General features: G+C 67.2%; 14 protein-coding genes. 9 read left to right on the forward strand and 5 right to left on the reverse strand.

The window, feature by feature from the left end; all coding sequences use genetic code 11:
• The first annotated feature begins 129 nt into the window (after positions 1-129).
• The 7 genes from XARJCFBP2528_RS08955 to glnE all read left to right on the forward strand — a co-directional run bounded on the left by XARJCFBP2528_RS08955 (position 130) and on the right by glnE (position 10,471).
• Positions 130-639, forward strand: a complete 510-nt coding sequence (locus XARJCFBP2528_RS08955; RefSeq protein ID WP_016902856.1) for a sigma-70 family RNA polymerase sigma factor — start codon at positions 130-132, stop codon at positions 637-639.
• A 9-nt stretch (positions 640-648) separates the two neighbouring features.
• Complete coding sequence (locus XARJCFBP2528_RS08960; protein WP_016902857.1) at positions 649-1,698, forward strand: FecR domain-containing protein; 1,050 nt, start codon at positions 649-651, stop codon at positions 1,696-1,698.
• Between the two features lie 118 nt (positions 1,699-1,816).
• Complete coding sequence (locus XARJCFBP2528_RS08965) at positions 1,817-4,348, forward strand: TonB-dependent siderophore receptor (RefSeq protein ID WP_052767994.1); 2,532 nt, start codon at positions 1,817-1,819, stop codon at positions 4,346-4,348.
• A gap of 64 nt (positions 4,349-4,412) precedes the next feature.
• The gene (locus XARJCFBP2528_RS08970) at positions 4,413-6,011 is read left to right on the forward strand and encodes a PepSY-associated TM helix domain-containing protein (RefSeq protein ID WP_087962322.1); all 1,599 of its coding nucleotides are present in this window, start codon (positions 4,413-4,415) and stop codon (positions 6,009-6,011) included.
• Complete coding sequence (locus XARJCFBP2528_RS08975) at positions 6,008-6,331, forward strand: hypothetical protein (protein WP_016902860.1); 324 nt, start codon at positions 6,008-6,010, stop codon at positions 6,329-6,331. The genes XARJCFBP2528_RS08970 and XARJCFBP2528_RS08975 overlap by 4 nt, the downstream gene beginning before the upstream one ends.
• Positions 6,319-6,669 carry a DUF3325 domain-containing protein gene (locus tag XARJCFBP2528_RS08980; RefSeq protein WP_016902861.1) on the forward strand — a complete coding sequence of 117 codons (351 nt, stop codon included), beginning with the start codon at positions 6,319-6,321 and terminating at the stop codon, positions 6,667-6,669. Before XARJCFBP2528_RS08975 ends, XARJCFBP2528_RS08980 begins: the two co-directional genes overlap by 13 nt.
• A 970-nt stretch (positions 6,670-7,639) precedes the next feature.
• Positions 7,640-10,471, forward strand: coding sequence for a bifunctional [glutamate--ammonia ligase]-adenylyl-L-tyrosine phosphorylase/[glutamate--ammonia-ligase] adenylyltransferase (glnE, locus tag XARJCFBP2528_RS08985; protein ID WP_016902862.1), 2,832 nt, complete (start codon positions 7,640-7,642; stop codon positions 10,469-10,471).
• 135 nt (positions 10,472-10,606) lie between these two features.
• Here the strand turns inward: glnE and XARJCFBP2528_RS08990 are convergent, their stop codons facing one another.
• From XARJCFBP2528_RS08990 to XARJCFBP2528_RS09005, 4 genes are all read right to left on the reverse strand, one after another.
• The gene (locus tag XARJCFBP2528_RS08990; protein ID WP_024937878.1) at positions 10,607-11,164 is read right to left on the reverse strand and encodes a VUT family protein; all 558 of its coding nucleotides are present in this window, start codon (positions 11,162-11,164) and stop codon (positions 10,607-10,609) included.
• A 508-nt stretch (positions 11,165-11,672) separates the two neighbouring features.
• The gene (locus XARJCFBP2528_RS08995) at positions 11,673-12,176 is read right to left on the reverse strand and encodes a hypothetical protein (RefSeq protein ID WP_016902864.1); all 504 of its coding nucleotides are present in this window, start codon (positions 12,174-12,176) and stop codon (positions 11,673-11,675) included.
• Positions 12,173-13,036: a DUF2145 domain-containing protein gene (locus XARJCFBP2528_RS09000; protein WP_039811472.1), complete on the reverse strand. Its 864-nt coding sequence runs from the start codon at positions 13,034-13,036 to the stop codon at positions 12,173-12,175. Before XARJCFBP2528_RS09000 ends, XARJCFBP2528_RS08995 begins: the two co-directional genes overlap by 4 nt.
• Positions 13,037-13,086: 50 nt before the next feature.
• Positions 13,087-14,034: a mitochondrial fission ELM1 family protein gene (locus tag XARJCFBP2528_RS09005; protein ID WP_016902866.1), complete on the reverse strand. Its 948-nt coding sequence runs from the start codon at positions 14,032-14,034 to the stop codon at positions 13,087-13,089.
• Between the two features lie 136 nt (positions 14,035-14,170).
• Here XARJCFBP2528_RS09005 and XARJCFBP2528_RS09010 point away from each other — a divergent pair, with 136 nt between their 5' ends.
• Positions 14,171-14,761: a malonic semialdehyde reductase gene (locus XARJCFBP2528_RS09010; RefSeq protein ID WP_016902867.1), complete on the forward strand. Its 591-nt coding sequence runs from the start codon at positions 14,171-14,173 to the stop codon at positions 14,759-14,761.
• Positions 14,762-14,990: 229 nt separating this feature from the next.
• Positions 14,991-15,722: a YceI family protein gene (locus XARJCFBP2528_RS09015; protein ID WP_016902868.1), complete on the forward strand. Its 732-nt coding sequence runs from the start codon at positions 14,991-14,993 to the stop codon at positions 15,720-15,722.
• Positions 15,723-16,129: 407 nt separating this feature from the next.
• Here XARJCFBP2528_RS09015 and XARJCFBP2528_RS09020 read toward each other — a convergent pair whose 3' ends face one another.
• Positions 16,130-16,918: a siderophore-interacting protein gene (locus XARJCFBP2528_RS09020; protein ID WP_039811469.1), complete on the reverse strand. Its 789-nt coding sequence runs from the start codon at positions 16,916-16,918 to the stop codon at positions 16,130-16,132.
• Positions 16,919-17,004: the final 86 nt, after the last annotated feature.

The raw sequence follows: 17,004 nt of genomic DNA on the forward strand, positions 1-17,004 counted from the left end.
CTCGACCCGCGTGATGGGAGTGGCCGGCGGCTGCGCCTGCACACGCCGTCGGCTTCCGCTAGAATGAGATCAATTCTCATTTATCGCCGGGCGCCTTGCCGCCTGGGTCCAGCCGTCCAGGAGGTCATCGTGTCGGTCACGCAAGGCGCGCTTCATCAGCAGGTGGAGCGCCTGTACACCGACCACCATGGCTGGCTGCAGGGCTGGCTGCGGCGCAAGCTGGGCGATGCGTTCGTGGCTGCCGACCTGGCGCAGGACACCTTCATCAGCGTGATCAGCGCAGGCGCCGCCGACGAGATCCGCGAGCCGCGCCCATTCCTGGCCACCATCGCGCGCCGGCTGATGGCGCACCGGCAGCGGCGCAAGTTGCTGGAAACCAGCTACCTGGAACTGCTGGCTGCGCTGCCGGAGGAATTGGCGCCGTCGCCGGAGCTGCAACTGCTGGCGCTGGAAGCGGTGCAGCAGGTGGACCAGGCGCTGGATGGCCTGCCGCCCAAGGTGAAGGAAGCCTTTTTGCTGGCGCATCTGCAGGAGCTGAGCTACGCGCAGATCGCGCAGCGGCTGGGCGTGTCCAGCAGCTCGGTCAAGCAATACCTCACGCGTGCCAACCGGCATTGCCTGTTCGCCCTGTCGGCGTGAGCTGCACGGATGGCTGATGCCGGCTCACGTCGTGCGCGCACCGCTGCCGGCCAGCGTGCGCCGCTGGCTGGCGGGCAACCGATCAGCGCCGAGGTCGCCGACCAGGCCGCGCAATGGCTGACGCTGCTGATGTCCGGCACCGCGAGCGAGGCGCAGCTGCAGCGCTGGCAACAGTGGCGCGATGCGCATCCGGACCACGCGCGGGCGTGGGCGCATATCGAGGCGGTGACCGGGCGGCTGAAGACGCTGACCCCGCAGGCGGCCTATCGCAGCCTGTCGCCGTATGCGGGTAGCAACGGCCAGGCATCACCTGGCCGGCGCAAGGCGCTGAATCTGCTGCTGTGGGGCGGGGTGGCCGGGGCCACCGGCGTGCTGGCCTCGCGCACCGAACGCTGGCAGCGCGCCACCGCCGATTACGCCACCGCGACCGGCCAGCGCCGCGAGGTGCAGTTGCAGGACGGCAGCCGCATCACCCTCAACACGCGCAGCGCCATCGACGTGCGGTTCGACGCGCAGCAGCGGCTGCTGCAGTTGCTGGCCGGCGAGATCATGGTGACCACCGCGCACGCGCTGGGCGCGGGCCACGATGCGCGGCCGCTGCTGGTGCGCACCGCGCAGGGCGATATCCAGGCATTGGGCACGCGCTTTTGCGTGCGCCAGGACGAACACGACACCCGGCTGAGCGTGCTGGAAAGCGCGGTGGAGGTGCGGCCACATGCGGCCGCGCAGGCCGTCGGGCGCGTGCAGGCAGGGGAGCAGTGTCGGTTTACCGCCGACGCGCTCGGCGCCATCGCGCCGGTCGATGCACAGGCCGCGGCCTGGGTACGCGGGCAGCTGATCGCCGACGAGTGGCGCCTGGATGCCTTCATCGCCGAACTCGACCGTTATCGCGCCGGGCTGTTGCGCTGCGACCCGCAGGTGGGCGGCCTGCGCGTCTCCGGCGTGTTCCCGCTGGACGACACCGACCGCATCCTGGCAATGCTGCCCAGCGTGCTGCCGGTGCGGGTGAGCCGGCGCAGCCGTTACTGGGTGACGGTGCAGGCGGCCGGGCAGGGCTGAGGCGCCGCCAGCCGGCACGTCGCCGGAAAAAGTTTGCATCCGGGCTGCCCGATCGCCGCAGTTGTGGCACCTCCCCAATGACGGTGTCAGTGCGACACCAAACCTTTGTGGGAACAGCATGTCGATCACTGCCCGCCGCCGCGGCCAACTTTCCTCTTCGTCGTTGCAGCGCAACGCCCTGGTGCAGGCCGTGCAGCGGCCGCTCGGCACCGCCGTGGCGGTTGCGCTCTGCAGCCTGGGCGTGTGTGCGGGCATGCCCGATGCCATCGCCCAGACCGCGCCTGCCACGCAGGATGCACGCCAGGCCTACCGCATCCCCGCCGGCCCGCTGGCGCCGGCGCTGCGTGAACTGGCCGGTTCGGCCAACCTGTTGCTGAGCTTCACCGCCGCGCAGACCGACGGCAAGACCACCGCCGGGCTGGATGGCAGCTACACCGCACCGGCGGCCCTGGCTGCGCTGCTGGCGGGCAGCGGCTTGCAGGCCGTGCCGTTGCAGACCGGCGGCTACGTGCTGCGCGCCGCGCCGCAGCTGAGCGCGAACAATCGCGAGGTGGACGCGTGGCTGCTGCCCACCGTCAAGGTCACCGCGCAGGCCAACCGCAGTGCGACCACCAGCGGCACCGGCAGCTATACCGCGCGCGCAGTCAGCATCGGCCGCGGCGAGCAGTCGCTCAAGGACATCCCGCAATCGATCAGCGTGGTCACCCGTCAGTTGATGGACGAGCAGAACATCACCTCGGTCTACGACGCGCTGGCCAGCACCACCGGCATCACCATCGTGCAGAGCCCGCAGGGCGGCAAGTACATCTATTCGCGCGGGTTCGACATCACCACGGTGCAGTACGACGGCGTGCCGCTCAATCGCGGCATGTATGGCCGGGCAAGCAACTACAGCGCCAACATGGGCATCTACGATCGCGCCGAAGTGCTGCGCGGTGCGGCTGGTCTGCTGCAGGGTGCGGGCAACCCCGGCGGTGCGGTGAACCTGGTGCGCAAGCGCCCGCTGGATGTGCCGGGCGTCAGCGTGATGGTGCAGGGCGGCAGCTGGGATCGCTACGGCGCACTGATCGATGGCAGCGCCAACCTCAGCGCCGATGGCGCATTGCGCGCGCGCGGAGTGATCGACTACCAGGAGCAGCGCTCGTTCGTCGATGGGGTCACGCGCCGCACGCCCACCTATTACGGCACGCTCGACTACACGTTCTCGCCGCAGACCCAGCTCAGCCTGGGCGTGAGCTACGAACAGGTGGAAGGCCGCCCGTTCTTCGGTAGTCTGCCCAGTTTCAGCGATGGCCGTGATATCGGCCTGCCGCGCCAGACCAATCTGGGTGCGACATGGAACCGACAGTCCTCGTCCAATCGCGGGCTGTATCTGGACCTGGACCATCGCTTCAATGCCGACTGGGTGTTCAAGCTCAGTGCGGTGCAGGTGCGCGAGCTGCACAATCTGAAATATGCCAGCTCCAGTCGCGCGATCAATCCGGCCAACGGCACCGGCGCGCTGCTGGCCGCGCGCACCATTTCCGATGCGGACGCCTTTGGCTTCGACGCCAATGTGATCGGGCAGTTCAATGCATTGGGGCGCAGGCACGAGTTGGTGATCGGCAGCAACTTCGCCGAGACCACCGTGGATACGGTCTACGGCAACAAAAACAACTTCCAGACCTTCAATGTGTTTAATCTGCAGCGCAATGTGCGGGCGATCAGCGATGCAGAAATCTTCGCCAATGCGCGCGAGGCCCGGCATGGCACCTCGCGCGAATTCGGCCTGTACGGCGCACTGCGCTGGCAGCTGACGGATCCGTTGAGGGCCATCGTCGGCACCCGCGTGAGCTGGCACGACACCCTGTGGAACACCACCACCACCGGGCTGTCGCCGTCGCAATCGATCGAGCACACCCGCGAGACCGGGCAGGTCACGCCGTATGCCGGCCTGTTGTACGCCTTGAGCCCGACCTGGTCGGCCTACGCCAGTTATGCGGACATCTTCCAGCCGCAGAACGCGCAGACCGAAGCCGGCGAGATGCTCAAGCCGATGACCGGTGCCAACTACGAGCTGGGCGTCAAGGGTGAGTGGCTGGACGGGCGCATCAATAGCGCGTTTGCGCTGTTCCAGATCGAGCAGAAAAACCGCGCCCAGGCCGACCTGACCACCAGCCCCACCTGCCGCAACAACGATTTCTGCTACATCGACAGTGGCAAGGTGCGCAGCCGCGGGTTCGATGCCGAAGTCAGCGGCGAGGTGCTGCGAGACTGGAACGTGTTTGCCGGTTACACCTTCAACCGCACTACCTATTTGCAGGATGTCAGCAGCCAGGGCCAGACCTTCAACAGCTACACGCCCAAGCACCTGCTGCGGGTATGGACCACCTACCGTCTGCCGGGCGCGCTGCAGGACGTCACCGTCGGTGGCGGTGTCAGCGCGCAGAGCGCGGCGTATCGGCAGATCGGCAGCGCCACCGCGCCGATCCAGGGGCGTGCGGTCTGGAATGCATTGGCGCGGTACCAGGTCAACCGGCAATGGTCGGTGGCGGTCAATCTCAACAACGTGTTCGACAAGCACTACTACAACACCTTGTCGAGCTTCGTTAACGGGCGCTATTACGGCGAACCGCGCAATGTGATGGTGACCCTGCGCGGCGCGCTGTGATGCGCGCACCAGCGCTGCGGTGGCGCATGGCGCGTGCCGGATGAAAGAAGGCTTTCGCCAAAGCATGGCCTGGCTGCACACCTGGTGCGGCCTGAGCTGTGGCTGGTTGTTGTGCGCAATCTTCCTGACCGGCACGCTCAGTGTGTTTCGCGATCCGATCACCAGCTGGATGCAGGGCACACCGGACTTGCCGAGTGCGAGCACGCAGACGGTCCTGTCGGAAGCAGCGCTGGTGCCGCGTGCACTGGCGCAGTTGCATCAGCTTGCGCCACAGGCGCGCCTGTGGCGGGTCACCTTGCCCGCGCATCCGGGTGAGGCGCTCACGCTGTTCTGGCGGACACCGGAGGGCCAGGATCAGGCAGCGCTGGACCCGGGGAGCGGCGAGTTGCTGCCGTCTCCGTGGGGCCGGCAGACCGAAGGCGGCCGGCATTTCATGAGCTTCCACTACACCTTGCATGGCGGCATTCCCGGCTATTGGCTGGTGGGCTGGGTGACGCTGTGCGGGCTGATCGCGCTGGTATCCGGGGTGATCGTGCACAAGCGGATCTTTCTGGATTTCTTTACCTTCCGTCCGGGCAAGGGACAGCGCTCGTGGCTGGACGCGCACAACGCCACGGCGGTGCTGACGCTGCCGTTTTTGCTGATGATCGTCTACACCGGCCTGGCGTATTTCTACACCAGCTACATGCCCGCGCCGTTGCACGCACTGTATGGCAGCGACGAGGACGCCTACACGCGTTACGCCGATGACCTGTCGCCGGCAATGCCTGCGACCAGCGCAGACGAAGCAGCAGTCAACAATGTGCCCGCCTATCTGCCGGAACTGGTGCAGCGTGCAGATTCGCTCAACGCTGCGCCCGCGCAAACGCTGGTGATCGAGCGGCCCGATCAACCCGGCAGCAAGCTGCGCGTGATCGCGCGCGTGGCCGCGACCGGCAGCTCGCGGCGCCTGCTCAACCCAGCCAACAGCGTGGTATTCGACGCGAACAGCGGCGCGCTTCTGGAGCGGCACGCGGATGCCGCACGCACGGACCTGCACGCGCAGGATGTGGAAGAGGTCATCAAGACCTTGCACGTGGCGGGGTTCGGCGGCTGGACCAGCAAATGGCTGTATTTCATCTGCGGCCTGGCTGGCACCTTGATGATGGCCACCGGTACCTTGCTGTTTTCGATCAAGCGGCGTCGGCGTAGCGAGCAGGAGTTCGGCGCGTCCACCGCCGGCATCTATCGGGTAGTGGAAGCGCTCAATGCCGCCGCGCTTGCGGGAACCGCCTTGGCGAGCATTGCGTATTTTTATGCCAACCGCCTGGTGCCGATCGCGCAGGCCGAGCGCAGCCAGATCGAAATCCACGCATTCCTGTGGGTATGGGCGGCCACGCTGCTGCACGCGCTGCTGCGCCCGCCCGCGCGTGCATGGGTGGAGCAACTGGCGATGACGGCGCTGCTGTGTGTCGGCTTGCCGCTGCTCAATGCGGTCACCACCGGGCAGCATCTGGGCGTGTACTTGGCTGCCGGCGACCTGCAGCGCGCCGGGGTCGAGCTGGTCTCGCTCGTCTTCGGCGTTGCATTTGCTTACGCGACATATCGGGCCCATCGCAGCGCGGTGCGACCGGTGCCGACACGCGGCAGGCGCGGCGCCGCTGCTGCGATGGATGTGTTGTGAAGCGTTCTTCGAGCACCGCGTCGGTGACGCGCTACCGCTGGTCGGTTGCCGGTCGCGTGCTCGCTGCCAGTGTCGGCGGCTATGCGCTGACCTCCACCGGCTGCAGCGTGCTGGCGCAGTTGCTGTCGCGATTTGCCGGCGTGTCGCCTGCGGTCTCGGTGCTGAGCATGACCTTGCTGAGTTTCGCCATTTACACCGTCGTCGTGCTGTGGATGTTTCGTGCGCGCAGTGCATCGCGCATGTGGGGCTGGCTGGGCGTGGGTATCGCTGCGCTGGGCGGCGCGAGCTGGTTGCTGGGACATCCGCCATGGATGGCCTGATCACCGCGCTGCTGGACACCGCGCTCTGCCACGCCGCAATGATGGCCCTGGCCGTGGCGATGCATCGCCACTACGAGCAGCTCACCGGCCGCCGCACTGCGCCGGTCATGCAGCGATGGTTGCTGCGTGCGATGGCTGTCTGTCTGTTGATCGCCGCGCTGGTGCTGTGCGTGATCGCTTGGAGCGGAACGGTGGGCACCTTGTTGTGGCTGGGGTTTGTCAGCGTGGCCGCGCTGTGGGTAGCGCTGGGCCTGGCGTACGCGCCGCGCTGGAGTGCGTGGCTGGCAGTGCTGCTGGGCTGCGTCGCATGCGGCGTGATGGGTTGGCACGTGCTGTAGTTTGCTGTTGTTTGAAGGCCACACACACCGACCAGCTTGACTGGCCCTTGCCCGTCCACCGTCGCGTAAGAGCCTACATGGGCGTACTTGCGGCGTGTCCTGCGATGGTGGGCGGGCAAGGGCCCGGCACCAAGTCCACGGACCAAACGCTCCGCAACTGATCTATCTGCATTGCCAGGCGCTCAAGAAGCAACGCTTAAAGCAATCGAGATTTAGAACGGTGGCCTCTTTAACTGCGATCCAATGCCTGAATCAAAAGCTCAGCTCGTCGAGTGCGCGGCGTCCTCACCGCTTGCGCGACACGCCGTGAACCCATCCCTGGGTGCTCGGTGGCGGCATCCATGCCGCCACACGGTCCCGCAACCGGCGAGGCCACCGCATCAGACAGTTGGTCGGCTGCTTTCCTGAAAGCGTGTGACTCGGACTGCGTCGCAGACGTGGCATTTTCAGGTTGCGTGTTGGAGGCTTGCCTGCCGCTCGGCTTGCGATGGAGAAATGATGAAAGTTGGGCGAATGCCGAGTGATCCAACCAGCGCACGTCGTGCACCGCATGCACCGCTTGCAACTATGCACACCGACCATCTCGCCAGGCCCTTGCCCGCTCACCGTCGCGGGACCTTACGCGGCATGGATGCCGCGGAAGAGCCTACAGGGACGTACTTGCGGCGTGTCCCGCGATGGTGGGCGGGCAAGGGCCCTGCACCAAGTCCACAGACCAACCGCTCCGCAACTGATCTATCCACACTGCTGAGGCACCTTCGGGACACAACGCCTAAAAAGATCGAGAGGTCGAACAAGCCGCCAAGGAGCCCGGAACCAGTGAGGACATCACGCCCGCCCACATGACCGCATGCTGATGGGGTCACACGCAGCGCGGCGGTAAACCCGGTAGTTGTATTGCTGCCCCTAGACACCGCTGGATCAACCGTAGACACATGCCGCCATCGCGCAGGGATGCCAGAATCGGCGCATGTCGCTGCCTACCTCATCCGTGTCTCCTGCGCTGACCGCCCTGATCGAGCGGGCCGTGGCGCGTGTCCGCCATGCCGTGCCGGCCGACCAGCCCTGGCCGGGCGATGACTTCGCTCGGCGGCTCGAACAGCTTGCGCTTGCCAGCGAGTTTGCGCTCGATACCTTGGTGCGTCAGCCGGCCTTGCTGCAGCACCTGGCGCAGCCGGATCCACCGCCGTTGCTACTGCCGGTGCTCGACCCCGCGCAGCCACAGTCCTGGCCGGCGCAGTTGCGGCGCTACCGCAGTGCCGAATCCACGCGCCTGGTCTGGCGCGACGTGCTCGATCTGGACAGCGTCGATGCCACCCTGGCCGGTGCCACCCGCCTGGCCGAAACCTGCCTGCAATGTGGGCTGCAGGCGTTGGAGCAGCAGTTCCGCGACCGCCACGGCCAGGTGATTGCCGAAGACGGCAGCGTGCAGCGGCTGGTGGTGTTCGGGCTGGGCAAGCTCGGTGGTGGCGAGCTGAATTTTTCCTCGGATGTGGATCTGGTCTATGCGTATCCGCAGGGCGGCCAGTCCGATGGTGCACGCCCGTTGGCAGCGGAGGAATATTTTGCGCGCCTTGGCCAGCAGCTGGCCAAGCTGCTCGACGAAACCACCGCCGATGGATTCAGCCATCGCGTGGATCTGCGTCTGCGCCCGTTCGGCACGGCCGGGCGGGTGGCCCTGTCGTTCACCGGCATGGACCAGTACTTCCAGCGCGAAGGACGCGACTGGGAGCGCTATGCCTGGCTCAAGGCGCGCGCCGTGGCCGGCGACATCGACGCCGGCGAAGCCTGGCTGGAGACGCTGCGCCCCTTCGTCTACCGGCGCTATCTGGACTTCACCGCACTGGACGGCCTGCGCGAGATGAAGGCGGCGATCACTGCCGAAGTCGCCCGCCACGATCGTCTGGACGACATCAAGCGCGGGCCGGGCGGCATCCGCGAGATCGAGTTCCTGGCGCAATCGCTGCAGCTGATTCGCGGTGGGCGCGAGCCGAGCCTGCGCGAGCGTCGCCTGTTGCCTGCCTTGCAGGCGCTGGTGGAGGCCGGCCAGATCGATGCGGACAACGGGCATGCATTGACCGAGGCGTATCGCTTCTTGCGCCGGCTCGAAAATCGTCTGCAGATGTTGCGCGATGCACAGACCCATGCCTTGCCGCAGGCGCCGCTGGATCGCGAGCGCATCGCGCTGGGCCTGGGTTATGCGGATTGGCCGGCACTGCTGCAGGCACTCACTCCGCAACGTGCGCGCGTTGCCGCCGAATTTGCCGAGCTGCTGGCACCGCGCGTGCGCGCCACCGCGCCCGACGCGCTTGCCGATTACTGGCGCGCACTGCCGGAAGGCGATGCCGCGCCGCTGGCCGGCATCGGATTGCACGATCCAGCCGGTGCGCATCAGGTGTTGGCCGATTTTGCGCAGTCCTCCGGCGTGCGTGCGCTCTCCGATACCGCAAGCGCGCGGCTGGACCGCGTCATGCCGGCGCTGCTGCATGCGGCCACCCGCGCCAGCCAGCCGGATGCCGCCGTGCGCCGCATGCTCGGCCTGCTGCAATCCACCTTGCGCCGCACCAGTTACCTGGCCTTGCTGGACGAACAACCCAGCGCGCTCGCACGCCTGGTCGATGTGCTCTCGCGAAGTGCCTTGCTGGCCGAACGCCTGGCTGCGCATCCGCTGTTGCTGGACGAATTGCTCGACACCCGGATCAGCGGTCCGTTGCCCGACCGCGACGCGTTGCACGCTGCATGCCTGGACACCTTGCAGATCGAGGACACCGAAGCGGCGCTGCGCGAACTCAACGAGCGCCGGCTCGCCTTGAGCTTCCGCATTGCGCTGGCCACGCTCGATGGCCGCCAGCAGGCGGTGGACAGCACCCAGCAACTGGCCTGGCTGGCCGAAGCGGTGGTGCAGACGGTGCTGCAGCTGGCGCGCCGCGAACTGATCGCCGCGCACGGGCAGGTGCCGGGCGGGGCATTCGCCATCATCGGCTACGGCAGCCTGGGCGGCCTGGAGCTGGGCTTCGGCTCGGACCTGGATCTGGTGTTTCTCTACGACCATCCACGCGAGGTGGAAGCCTCCGATGGCAAGCGAGCGTTGGAAGCCGGGCGCTGGTTTGCGCGGCTGGCGCAGAAGGTGATGACACTGCTGGCCGCGGAAACCGGCGCCGGCCGTCTCTACGAGATCGACGTGCGGCTGCGCCCGGATGGCGGCAAGGGCGCGTTGGTGTCATCGCTGGCCAGCTACCGCGACTACCAGCGCGAGCGTGCCTGGACCTGGGAGCATCAGGCGCTGGTGCGTGCACGTGCGGTGGCCGGCGATGCGGCGCTATGCGCGGCCTTCGCGCAGGTGCGTGCCGACACGCTGACGCGCGTTCGCGATACCGCCGTGCTGCACGAGGATGTGCGCAAGATGCGCGCGCGCATGCGCAGCGAACTGGATCGCAGCGATGCGGGGCGGCTGGATCTCAAGCAGGGCGCCGGCGGCCTGGTCGATCTGGAATTCGTCCTGCAGGCCGGCGTGCTCGGCCAGGCCGCACAGCATCCGGCGCTGCTGCTGGCCTGCGCCACGCCCGCCTTGATCGACGCCTTGGTGCAGGTGCAATGGCTGCCGGCCGAGCGTGCCGCACCGCTGCACCAGGCGCATGCCACCTTGGTGGAAGCAGGCCTGAGTTGCACCCTGGATCGCCGGCCGCGGCTGATCCCACCAACGCCTGCCATCGAGCAGGCACGGCACAGCATCTTCACTACCGCGCACGCGCAAGGGCTGGAGTTTCCGCTCGGCAAGGTCGTGGCAACGCTACCGCCTTGAGCGGCCGGTAGCTGGCGTTGCAAGGTGAGACGCGTGCGGTGCGCAGCCCGGGTTGGCAGAAGCGCGGGTGCGTTGCAGTGGCATCCCTCCACCGCGCCTGGTGTCGGCCTGATTGCCGGTGCGCAGGCGAGCCGATCAGCCCTGCGGGCGCGGCGCACTGCGCCACAGCAGTGCGCGGAACGGGCCGAGCAGGAACACGCCCATGCCCAGCTTCACCGCCAGGTCGCCGGCCGCCCAGCTGATCCATGGCAGGCCAGCGCCGGCAAAGGCGATGCTCCAGAAGATCGTCGTATCCAGCGTGGCGCTGCAGGTGGTGGCCACGATCGGCGCACGCCACCAGTTGCCACTGCGCAGCCGGTCGAACACGCTGATATCCAGCAACTGCGCAGCGATGAAGGCGGTGCACGAGGCCGCCGCGATGCGCGGGGTGGCCAGCCAGAGCGACAACACCACCGCCAGCGCAAACCCGCACCAGGCGACCTTGCGCGCCGCGCGCGGGCCGAAGCGCCGATTGATCAGGTTGCTCACCAGAAACGCCAGCGGATACGAGAACGCGCCCCAGGTCAGCCAATCGTTGATCGGGTACTGCACCAGGATGTTGGACAACAGCACCACCGCGCCCATGGCCAGGACCGCCCACGCCAATGCGCGCGCAGTGAGTGGGGCGAACGGCGTCGGCGCGGTGCTGGACATGACGGTGCGGTAGTGACAGAACAGCGCGGATTATCCGCGCGTTGGCGCATGCGGGCCAGTGCGCCAATGCGCATGCACGACACGGCCGCGTGCTGCTGGTCCAACCAGCATGCCGGTCACGCATGGCCGCCAGCATTGGTGAGTGACGCGCTGCGGATCGCTCGTGCTCGCGCAACCGCGTGATGCGTGAGCACTCCGGCGTTGCGCTGCGCTGCCGTTTGAGCGCATGCCGGCGGGTCACCAGGTCAATCTGCGCTTATAGCGTTACCGATTACGGCGCGATCAGCGCGCTGGCAATTACCTGCGTGCGTGGCAGACATCGGCGCGCCAAGGCTCTGCAACTGCACGCGGCCGTACACATCGGGGACGATCAACAAACTGCCACGCAGGCAGTTCGGCAGACAGTGGAAGATGCCTCTGCGCGCACGGCACGCAGCACCATGTCCGCAAACGGTGCGTCAGTGACGCGCCATCCTGGCCGACAGCGTCTGCAAGCGGCTTCCCTGCATCACCAGGTGGTGCTGCTGTTCTGCGCGGCAGATTCCGCGGTCGGCACGAATGCCAGCGCCTGGCCTTGTGGCGATTGCACCGTCCAGCCGGCACCAGCCGGGCTCGGCTGGAAGGTCACCGTCTCGCCAACGCGAAAGCCCGCAGTCGGGTCGTCCTGGCGGGCCGGCCAGCGCAGCAGCGCGGTGTTCTCGGCGTTCGCCGGATCCTGCAACTGCACCTGGCAGCCGCCGTCAGTCTTTTTTTCCACCGACTTCACCCGCATCGGCGGCAACGGCCCGGCCGAGGCCTTGTGCGATGCGTCGCTCAAGGCTTCCGAGCCTGCGATGGCACTATGGCCCAGCGCCAACGACACGAAGTACGGCGCGGAGATCACCAGGATCGCCGACATCGCCGAGGCATCGCCACGGGTGATCGTGGTCAGGCCTGCATGGGCCTGCATCGGCTGGCCAAACGAGATGGCCAGCAGCAGCCCAAGGCCGGCAGATCGAAGAGGGATGTTCATGGAGATGCTCCGTGCGTGGCAACGCTGTGTGGAATGGACTGGTCCTGCTGCTGCATCTGTTGCTGCTGCAGGAAATCGAACACCGACTCGACCGTGATCACCGAATAGTTGCCGGAGATGCGCTCGCTGGCGGGATGGTCGGTCACGGCGGCATTGGCGACGAAGAAACGGGCGCCGATGCGCTTGCTCAGATCCAGATGCAGGCGGGTAGGTTGGTAGCCGTTGCGCTTGAGCCAGGCTTGCGCGCTGCGTCGATCGCTCGCCGGTGCAGCTGTCGCATCTGCTGTGTGGGTCGCCGCCAATGCAGCCGCCAGCACTTCGAGCACCCACTGGTTGGAATTCTGATAATCGGTGGAGAACGGGTAGGCGATCATGCTGTAGCGCGCCTCGTGCAGCCCATGTGCCAGCGTGGCCGGATCCCGCAGCAACGTGCGCAGTTGCTGCTGCAGCGCCGGTGCCGGCACGCCGACGCGCAGATCGGCAGTGAGGGCACTTTCGCCGATGAAGTTGCTCAGACCTTCGTGATACAGCGCGGAGTTGTCCGACTTGCAGTGATTGAGCAGGTGCTTCACCCGCCAGGTGCCGTCGTCCTCGCGCAGCGCGAAGGCCAGATGGCTGTGTTTCAGCCCATAGTGGCTCAGATCCTGGCCGCCGCGTGCCAGCAGCACGACCTGCGCACCGTCCACTGCGTCCAGCGCCTGCTGGGTGGACCTGGCCATGTCGAACATCGCCGCCAGCGTGGCGGGCGTTGGATAGTGCGGGGTGCACACCGGCGCGGCGAAGGCGGGGAGTGCGCACGTCAGGGAGACGAGCAACAGCGCCGTTGCAGGCCAGCCGCGCCGTTTGTGTGCAAGTTGCATGGGGAGTGCAGCGTCCTTGTGTCTGCCCGGTGGCATCGGCGGCGGCACCATCATACGCGCAGGCGCGCACGCACCAGTGCAGCGATGCGCTGGGTTTCGCGCAATGGGTGAAGTTGCGGCGGCGTTGCGAAAACATCGCCGGCATCGCACAGACGGCCACGTGCCTGCAGTGCCCGCACATACGTCGCCACCCGGCCTTGCGCCTGTCCGGCAAACGCCGCTGCCACCGGTACCCGCGTGGCGCAGGCTTCGGAGAGCAGGTTGACCGAGTCGGCACTGGCCACGATCGCATCGGCCCAGCCCAGCAGGCCGGCGTACGGGTTGGGCCCGTCGCGCTCGTCGCACCACAGCAGGCCTGGCAGGCCTGCATGCAGCTTGCGCAGCGTCGCGATCGCTTCGGGCGGGGTGCGCCGTGAGGTGGTGACCAGCAGGCTGCCGCCGGCGGCGAGCACCTGCGCGCGCAGGTGCGTGCACAGTGCCGCAAGCGCTTCGGTGGTCCAGGGCAGCTGCGCGGTGGGGCCGCCGATCAACAGCGCCACGCGTGGGCCGGGCAGCGCGCCGAGCGCGGCGAAGGCGGCGCGCCCGGCGGCCAGCCAGGCATCGTCCACCGGGTGCAGGCTGCCGAGCAGGGTGAGCACGTTGGCGCCACGCAGCGCATCGTGCTCGGGCACGACCAGCAGATCCCAGTGACGCGGGTCCAGGCGCGGATCCAGCAGTTGCACCACCTGGCTGCCGCGCGCGCGCAGCAACCGGGTGGCCAGCGCGGCCTGGCGCCCGCAGCCGATCGCCAGCGCCGGCGGCTGCTGCAATTGCCGGGCGAAGCCGGATCCAAACGCCGCCTGCGCGCCCGGCAACAGGCGCGGTGCGGCCCAACGCCATGGCGCGCGGGCCTGCAGATGCAGCGCCGTGACCGGTGCGGAGTGCAGCGCCTGCGCCAAGGCCTCGGCCTGGCGTGCATTGCCGGCGCGGCCGTCGCTGACCGCCCAGGTCAGCGCCATCGTTTCAGATCCGACATAGATTTGTTTCAGATTGAGCGTGTGTTGCCGCAATCGCGTCACTCTACACTGCGGGTCTTCACGCTGGCGCCGGTGCTGCACCCTACTGTCGCCCATTCCCTTGCTTCCCGGAGTCTCCATGTCCGACTTGCTCGACGCTGCCGCGCTGGATCAGCTGTTTCGCACCGCCCGCACGCAAAACGCCTTTCTCGACAAGCCGGTCAGCGAGGCGCAGCTGCGCGAGCTCTACGATCTGCTGAAGTGGGGCCCGACCGCCGCCAACGGGTCGCCGGCGCGTTTCGTGTTCGTGACCACGCCGGAGGGCAAGCAGAAGCTCAAGCCGGCACTGTCCGAGGCCAATGCCACCAAGACCCTGGCCGCGCCGGTCACGGTGATCATCGGCTCCGATGAGGAGTTCCACGAAAAGCTGCCGTACCTGTTCCCCCATGCCGACGCCAAGAGCTGGTTCGAAGGCTCGCGCGAGATGCGCGTGTCCGGCGCGTTCCGTAACAGCTCGCTGCAGGGCGCCTACCTGATCCTGGCCGCACGGGCGCTGGGTCTGGATGCCGGCCCGATGTCCGGCTTCGACAATGACAAGGTGGATGCGGCGTTCTTTGCCGGCACGCCGATCAAGTCCAACTTCCTGGTCAATCTGGGCTACGGCGATCCGGCCGAGCTGTTCCCGCGGCTGCCGCGGCTGAGCTTCGACGAAGCCGCACGCATCGAGTAACAGCGGCGGGCACCGCGGCTGCGCGCACCGTCAGGCGGGCGCAGCCGGCGCTCCGGCAGGCAGGAGCCACGTACACTCCGGCTTCGGGGCGCGCCACCCGCACCACCTGACGACCGCGCCTTGTGCAATCCGCCCCGGGCGCACGTTTCGATTTTCCTGCAGTCCTCGTCCGTCTGCGTCTGTTCCATCCGCGTTGATCCAATGCGGTCCCTCATCTCAAGGAGTTTCAATGAAGACCACCCACAAACTGTTGCTGCCGCTTGCCCTGACCCTGGCCATCGCCGCCTGCTCCAAGCCGGCCGACAACGCCGCCGCACCGGCTGCCGACACCCCGGCCGCCACCGCACCGGCCGATGCCGCTGCCACCACCCCGGCCCCGGCTGCTGCGCCGGCCGCCTCGACCGCGCCGGCCGTGGAAGTGGCCTCCGGCACCTACACGCTGGATCCGAGCCACACCGACGTGATCGCGCAGTGGAGCCACTTCGGCTTCTCCAACCCGAGCGCGCATTTCGGCAATGTCGACGGCACCCTGGTGTACGACGCGGCCGACGTGACCAAGTCCACCGTGCAGGTGACCCTGCCGCTGTCGGGCCTGAACAGCTTCACCGCCAAGTTCGACGAGCACCTGAAGAGCGGTGACTTCTTCGACGCGGCCAAGTTCCCGACCGCCACCTTCAAGAGCACCAAGGTCGAAGCGGCCGGCCCCAACAAGCTGACCGTCACCGGCGATCTGACCATCAAGGATCAGACCAAGCCGGTCGTGCTGGACGTCACCCTCAACGGTGCCGGCGAGCACCCGATGAAGAAGGTGCCAGCAGCCGGTTTCGACGCCACCACCACCATCAAGCGCACCGACTTCGGCGTGGGCCAGTACGCCCCGAACGTCAGCGACGAAGTGAAGATCCGCATCACCACCGAAGCCCTGCAGGCCAAGGCCGGTGACGCTGCTGCTGCCAAGTAAGTCGCTGCGCAGTCGATGCATCGGTGCGAGCGATCGCACCGATGTGCGGAACGCAAAAGCCCGCGGATTGGCTTGATGCTGTTCACTGAAGAAAGCGGCGCCTCTCCACCTCGGTGGGAGGCGCCGCTTTTTTTATGGGCAATGCGATCGAGCCCGCGAGCGGCGAGGACACTGCAGCAGACAGTTTGCGGCTCGTTTAATTGAAAGCCATGCAGACCGATCAATTCGACTGGCCCTTGGCCGTCTACCGTCGCGGGGCCTTACGCGGCATGGATGCCGCGTAAGAGCCTACAGGGACGTACTTGCGGCGTGCCCCGCGATGGTGGGCGGCCAAGGGCCCTGCGGAAAAGCGACACATCAACCGCCGTTTGAGTGAAACCCCGCACCCAGCGCCGCCATGCTGTCCGTTAGTGCGGAGCTGATTCAGCCTTCCAGTAGGCCTTCGCGCGCACCGAGTCCTTGTCCACGCCCATGTGCTCTTCGAGAAACTTGCGCATCGCACGCGCGCGCATGGATTCGGTACCGATCCAGTAGAACGTGTCGCCGTCGTGCGGCTCGTAATCGCGCAGGCTGTCTTCCAGCAACGTGCTGCTGGCGGCATCGAAGCCGTTGCGTTCCAGCCAGTACACCTCCACCTCGGCGGCGCTGAGCAGTTCCTGGCGCTCGGCCGCATCGGCGATTTCGATAAAGACCTCTGCATGCATGTCGGCGGGCATCGCTTCCAGCCAGCGGCCGATCGCGGGCAGCGCGGTTTCATCGCCGATCAGCACGTAGTGGTCGTAGTCGTCGGCGACCAGGAACGAGCCGCGCGGGCCGCCGATCTTCAGCGTATCGCCGGGCTGTGCCTGCGCCGCCCAACTGGAGGCCACGCCGTCGCCGTGCAGCACGAAGTCGATGCTCAGCTCACCGCTTTGCGGATCGAATGCGCGCGGGGTGTAATCGCGGCCGGGCGACGGCAGCGCGCCTTCGGCATAGCGCGGGCCCTCCGGCGTCATCGTCGGCAGCACGAAGGCGCCATCGGCATTGGGGAAGAACAGCTTGACGTGATCGTCCGGTGCCTCGCTCTGAAAGCCGGCAAGCTCGCTGCCGCCAAACACGATGCGGCGCATCTGCGGCGTCAGCGATTCGCAGCGCACCACCTGCACGGAGCGCAGGCGCGGATCGCGGCGGAGTTGGGTGTGGGTGTGGATGGCCATGTAGTGCGATTCCTGGATGTGGCGCGCAGATGCGCGGCGGGGGAGTGACTGCAAACGGTGATGCGACGATCTGGCCAGCGAGCTGG

This window comes from Xanthomonas arboricola pv. juglandis (genome assembly GCF_001013475.1).
Classification (GTDB): Bacteria; Pseudomonadota; Gammaproteobacteria; order Xanthomonadales; family Xanthomonadaceae; genus Xanthomonas; species Xanthomonas arboricola.

Bases quoted from the DNA above. Each gene is read 5' to 3' on its own strand.
- XARJCFBP2528_RS08960 (WP_016902857.1), top strand. From the start codon at position 649: ATGGCTGATGCCGGCTCACGTCGTGCGCGCACCGCTGCCGGCCAGCGT.
- XARJCFBP2528_RS08965 (WP_052767994.1), top strand. From the start codon at position 1,817: ATGTCGATCACTGCCCGCCGCCGCGGCCAACTTTCCTCTTCGTCGTTG.
- XARJCFBP2528_RS08970 (WP_087962322.1), top strand. From the start codon at position 4,413: ATGGCCTGGCTGCACACCTGGTGCGGCCTGAGCTGTGGCTGGTTGTTG.
- XARJCFBP2528_RS08980 (WP_016902861.1), top strand. From the start codon at position 6,319: ATGGATGGCCTGATCACCGCGCTGCTGGACACCGCGCTCTGCCACGCC.
- glnE (WP_016902862.1), top strand. From the start codon at position 7,640: ATGTCGCTGCCTACCTCATCCGTGTCTCCTGCGCTGACCGCCCTGATC.
- XARJCFBP2528_RS08990 (WP_024937878.1), bottom strand. From the start codon at position 11,164: ATGTCCAGCACCGCGCCGACGCCGTTCGCCCCACTCACTGCGCGCGCA.
- XARJCFBP2528_RS08995 (WP_016902864.1), bottom strand. From the start codon at position 12,176: ATGAACATCCCTCTTCGATCTGCCGGCCTTGGGCTGCTGCTGGCCATC.
- XARJCFBP2528_RS09000 (WP_039811472.1), bottom strand. From the start codon at position 13,036: ATGCAACTTGCACACAAACGGCGCGGCTGGCCTGCAACGGCGCTGTTG.
- XARJCFBP2528_RS09005 (WP_016902866.1), bottom strand. From the start codon at position 14,034: ATGGCGCTGACCTGGGCGGTCAGCGACGGCCGCGCCGGCAATGCACGC.
- XARJCFBP2528_RS09010 (WP_016902867.1), top strand. From the start codon at position 14,171: ATGTCCGACTTGCTCGACGCTGCCGCGCTGGATCAGCTGTTTCGCACC.
- XARJCFBP2528_RS09015 (WP_016902868.1), top strand. From the start codon at position 14,991: ATGAAGACCACCCACAAACTGTTGCTGCCGCTTGCCCTGACCCTGGCC.
- XARJCFBP2528_RS09020 (WP_039811469.1), bottom strand. From the start codon at position 16,918: ATGGCCATCCACACCCACACCCAACTCCGCCGCGATCCGCGCCTGCGC.